The organism is Streptomyces cinereospinus, from assembly GCF_042430725.1.
GTDB classification, from domain to species: Bacteria; Actinomycetota; Actinomycetes; order Streptomycetales; family Streptomycetaceae; genus Streptomyces; species Streptomyces cinereospinus.
The window spans coordinates 1-1,048 of record NZ_JBHMCY010000194.1 but is presented as its reverse complement, the minus strand read 5'-3'; the positions used below and the strand labels follow the sequence as shown (position 1 = coordinate 1,048).

The 1,048-nt window shown below is 74.6% G+C and carries 1 protein-coding gene and 1 pseudogene; both read right to left on the bottom strand.

Translation table 11 applies throughout. The features are described from left to right. Positions 1-181 (bottom strand): annotated as a pseudogene (locus ACFF45_RS35460) (hypothetical protein); the annotation flags it as partial. Between the two features lie 143 nt (positions 182-324). After that, on the bottom strand, positions 325-834 hold the full coding sequence (locus ACFF45_RS35455; RefSeq protein ID WP_381351162.1) for a DinB family protein: 510 nt from the start codon (positions 832-834) through the stop codon (positions 325-327). Positions 835-1,048 lie beyond the last annotated feature (214 nt).

Below are 1,048 nucleotides of genomic sequence, written 5' to 3'. Positions count from 1 at the left end.
AGGCGCCGGGGCCTGCGCGCGCGGTGGCCGGGCCGGCCCGGGTCCCCGGAGCCCGGTCCCGTCCGGCCGGGCCGCGAGCCCGGTCGTGACCGTCAGCGGCCGCCCTCAGCGCGGTGCGGCGCGCGGCGCGGGGGCGCCGGGGCGCGGCAGGCGCGGTGTTCTGCTGTCGGTGGTCAGCCATGTCGTATGCCTCCTGACGCGATGGAAGCACGAGCAGGCACGCGGGCAGGTGAACCGCACGGGCGTGCCCAGCCAGGTGGGCTAACGCCCCGGGCGGCGGACGTGCGGGGGGCGGCAGCGCGGGCCGCCCGGACGACCCCCGGGTCAGTCGTGGCGTGTCGTGCCGCCGAGGATCTGCTCGCGCAGGATGTCGGCGTGCCCGCAGTGCTGGGCGAGTTCGCGCAGCACGTGGAGGTAGACCCACCGCAGCGGGAGCGGGCCCCGGCGGTTGCCCCGTACGAGGTCGTCCAGCGTCAGCGCCGCCGTGGCCCGGCGGGACGCCGCACACGCCTGCCGATGCGCACGCTGGACCGAGGCGATCGTGTCGTCGTCGCGGAGGACGAACGACTCGTCGGGCGAGTCGGGTATGCCGATCTCCGCACGGGACCGGCAGCTGATCCCCTCGTCGAACCAGACCTTCTCGACGAACGTGGCGTGCTTGACCAGACCGAGCAGCGTGGTCCTGGACGCGACCAGCAAGCGGCGCGCCTGCTCCTCGGTGAGCCCGTTCAGGCTGTCGTGCAGCGCGGAGCGGTGTTCGTCGAGGAACACCTCGAACTGGTCGCGGAACGCTGCGTGGAAAACGGCGGGTCGCACCGACGGCTGGAAGACCATGACCTCAACTATAAGCAGTGGGCGTGGAGTTGATCGCTCACTCCGCCGGGCGGGCGGCTCCGGCGTCCTCGGTCGTCGCGGTCACGGGGCCACCGGTCCCGACCGTGCGGCCGACGGCGCAGAGGCGGTCGCGGGAGGCCTCGTTCTGGCCGACGCCCTGGAAGCCCGCGGCGTCGCAGCTGTCGCCGGGGCGGACCCCGGCGACAGCTGCGAC